This window comes from Ilyobacter sp., from assembly GCF_041583315.1.
Classification (GTDB): domain Bacteria; phylum Fusobacteriota; class Fusobacteriia; order Fusobacteriales; family Fusobacteriaceae; genus Ilyobacter.
In genome coordinates this window covers 1-3,310 of sequence record NZ_JBFHGC010000334.1, presented here as the reverse complement: position 1 = coordinate 3,310, position 3,310 = coordinate 1, and the positions used below count along the sequence as shown (strand labels likewise).

General features: G+C 35.7%; 4 protein-coding genes. All 4 read right to left on the bottom strand.

Annotated features, from left to right (window positions below):
* Window positions 1–600: LrgB family protein (locus ABZA26_RS10895; RefSeq protein ID WP_372714555.1), on the bottom strand; the 600-nt coding region annotated here is incomplete at its 3' end.
* Entirely contained in the window at window positions 581–940 is a 360-nt protein-coding gene (locus ABZA26_RS10890) for a CidA/LrgA family protein (protein WP_372714554.1), read from the bottom strand. The genes ABZA26_RS10890 and ABZA26_RS10895, both read right to left, overlap by 20 nt.
* Before the next feature lie 26 nt (window positions 941–966).
* On the bottom strand, window positions 967–1,575 hold the full coding sequence (locus ABZA26_RS10885; RefSeq protein WP_372714553.1) for a class II aldolase/adducin family protein: 609 nt from the start codon (window positions 1,573–1,575) through the stop codon (window positions 967–969).
* Between the two features lie 238 nt (window positions 1,576–1,813).
* Window positions 1,814–3,118 carry a 2-hydroxycarboxylate transporter family protein gene (locus tag ABZA26_RS10880; RefSeq protein WP_372714552.1) on the bottom strand — a complete coding sequence of 435 codons (1,305 nt, stop codon included), beginning with the start codon at window positions 3,116–3,118 and terminating at the stop codon, window positions 1,814–1,816.
* Window positions 3,119–3,310 lie beyond the last annotated feature (192 nt).

The window sequence follows — 3,310 nt, the reverse complement described above, 5'->3', positions numbered from 1 at the left end:
TCCCATTTCAAGAGCTTTTGTTGTTCCTATGGCATGACTTGCTACCCCTATACCAACTCCCTTTGCAATAAAATTATTTATTTTGAATAATTTGCAGATCATAGGAGATACAATATAGCCTGTTATCCCTGTTATTAATATCCCCATTATTGTGATAGAAGGCTCTCCCCCCAATGCTTTACTTACCTCTATTCCTATGGGGGTAGTTATTGATTTAGGTATAAAGGAGCGAATTAACATTATATCGAGACCTACCATCTTTCCCATTACCACTACAGATGTCATAGCTGTTAAAGCTCCCACTACTATCCCCAAAAAAATAGGGAAAAAATGCTTTTTAAAAAGTTCCGATTGCTTATAAAGAGGAACTGCCAAAACCACTGTAGCAGGCCCTAAAAAAAATACTATTATTTTGCCCCCTTCGTTGTACGATTCGAAAGGAATATTAAAATTCAAAAGCAACAATATAATTAGACTTATTGCCATAAGCAGGGGATTAAATATTGCAAACCTTGTTTTACTGTATATAAATTTTCCAATTTCAAAAGCTCCCAAACTTAAAATCACTCCAAAAAGTGGATTATTTAACAGGTTTTCCATTTTCCAGCCTCCCTATTAAATATTGTATAAATTTCCCGGTAACCACTATAGTTATAATAGTGGTTACTATCATTATAAATATTATTTTTATCCAGCTTCCCTCTAAAAGTCTCAAAGATTTTATAAGACTTACCCCTGGAGGTATAAATAAAATAGCCATATTCATAAGAAGAATATTTGCCGCTCTCTCTATTGATTCCAACTTTAACAATTTAAGATGAAGGCTAAAAAACAAAAAAATCATTCCGACTACCGTTCCTGGAACAGGTACTGATAAAAGATTACTCACCAGATTTCCTGCATAAAGAAATCCAAAAATAGTACAAAATTCTAACATCATAAAAAAAACTCCTTATTTATAAATATCTACTTCATCTCAGATATTACCGGCTGGCATAGACCTCTTAGTCCCCAAGCTATCTGAGCACTGTCTTCCAATTCTTCCAGTGTATAAAAGGAACTCATGAGATCTTTCTGCCCCAGTATAACTCCATGATTTTTTAGAAGGTACCCGTTATTTTCTCCCATATTCTTTCTAAATGCCTCAAATAAATCCTCTGTCCCGGGTTTAAAATATGGGATTAAGCCCACTTTTCCAAGTTTCATTCTCAGATAAGGGGTATATTCCGGGATTACATCTTCTTTATTTTCATGATCCAGACAAGACCAAATAGTAGAGTAGAAACTATGAGTATGTAAAACAGCTTTTATATTTTGATCCTTTCTGTACAGCAGTTGATGAAGTGGCAGTTCCTTGCTTGGATTAGCTCCGCCTATATGTTTCCCGGTGAGGTCAATTATAGAGAAATCTTCCACCTTCAGTCTTCCAAAACAAGTACCGGTTCCTGTTATATATATATTTTCTTCATGAATAAAACTCATATTAGCAGAAGACCCTGTTGCCCTCCCTCTTTCAAAAAGACTTTTTCCTATCCATATGGCATCTTCATATTTTTTCATCAATAATTTATCCAATTTGTCACCTCTCCAATTAAATAGTTTCTATATTTATTTTAATGAATTTAACTAAAAATATTTCTATATAAGAATCCCACAGGACATCTTTATACGTTTTTATAGAAAATATATCCAATTTCTTCCTCCTCAGGTGGCTATTTTATAGATTTATACTTCTATATATAAGAAGTGGGTTATTGGCTTTTTCCAATAACCCATTCCATCAATCTATACTTACTGAAAATTTTACTCGCCTTTATGCAAGCATTTTAAATACTATACTTGCTATTATGAGAATTATTCCTCCACCTAATCTAGATGAAATCTGAGCATAAGAGATCAGCTCCATTCTCTTTGAAGCCCCCAGTACCTCTATATCTCCGGAACCTCCTCTGTTGGCCATGCAAAGCCCTGCTGTTATAGCAGACTCTATCGCATGGAAGCCTACCAGATGTCCCATAAGTCCTGATCCAATAGTAGCTCCTATTACGATCATCAATGCGATTATAACGTTTCCTGGAGTGATCGCTGCCATTATTTCCCCAAGGTCTGTATAAGCCACTCCTACTCCTACCATTAATACCCATAAAAACTGCTTAGATATAAAGCCTTGTAATTTTTTTGCTCCCTGTTTCATAGCAGTCGGTACAAGATTTAGAGCGTTAAACGCAGCTATGATTATTACCATATAGGCATAGTAGTGTACCCCGCCATAGACCTTTTTATAAAGTACATAGCCCAATGTATATGATGCCAGACCTATTATAAGTCCTGCTGCCATATCTCTGTGAGTAATTTCTACAACTTCATCTTCCTCTATCTCTATTTTACCAGTTCTTACCAGCTCACCTTCTCCACTCAATTCCGGCCTTTTTAAACCTAATTTGTTCAGTAGTGCAGCTACCACAATGGCCCAAATGTTTGCTATTGTCAGTACTGCGATTGCATAGGAATAATAAGCTTCCTTTGGATTTCCAGTGGCTGCCTCATATATTTCAGACATTGGTATAGCCCCTGCTCCGTTTCCTCCTCCCATTGTAGGAAGTACATAAAGCATCATTATTTCTTTAGGACTGATCCCAAATATAAATCCTCCTAAAACACCCATGATTGATGCTCCAACTACACCTGCTAGGATTGCAGGTATATATCCTACAAAAGACCTGATAAGCAATTTTCTGTTTACAGAAAGAATAGAACCTGTTATTAAAACTACTATAAAGAAGTTGATAAATTTTGTCTTCTTCATGATATTAGTTACAGTTTCAATTTCTCTCTCTGTAAACCACCCCTGATAAACAAAGAATGCTGCCGCAAGGAATATAAGAACCGGAGCTCCACCAATATATTCCTTAAAAAACGGAAGTCTGTCTCCAATCTCTCCAAATACGATTCCAAATACATACATGAAGCAAAACCCACCAACTATTCCTGTCGGTATGGAATCAGTAAAATGTGCAAATAATACCACTACTAAAGGAAACAAAAATAATGGTACAGGCATTCCAAATACTTTAAATCCTTCTTTTTTTTCAATCTCTACTGCTACTGAATCTTGCATTTAATACCTCCTTCTATTATGTTGAAATTATAATTTTACAACGTTTACAGGAGTTCCTTCTACATACTTGACTACGTTGTCAAATGTGATCTCCGCTCTTGTTTCCATAGACTCGTCTGATGCAAAAGCAACATGTGGAGTAAGGATTGTATTCTTAGCTGATAAGATAGGGTAATCTCCTGGAATCGGAGG

Coding starts and splice junctions, on each gene's coding strand:
- ABZA26_RS10880 (WP_372714552.1), bottom strand. CDS start 3,118: ATGCAAGATTCAGTAGCAGTAGAGATTGAAAAAAAAGAAGGATTTAAA.
- ABZA26_RS10890 (WP_372714554.1), bottom strand. CDS start 940: ATGATGTTAGAATTTTGTACTATTTTTGGATTTCTTTATGCAGGAAAT.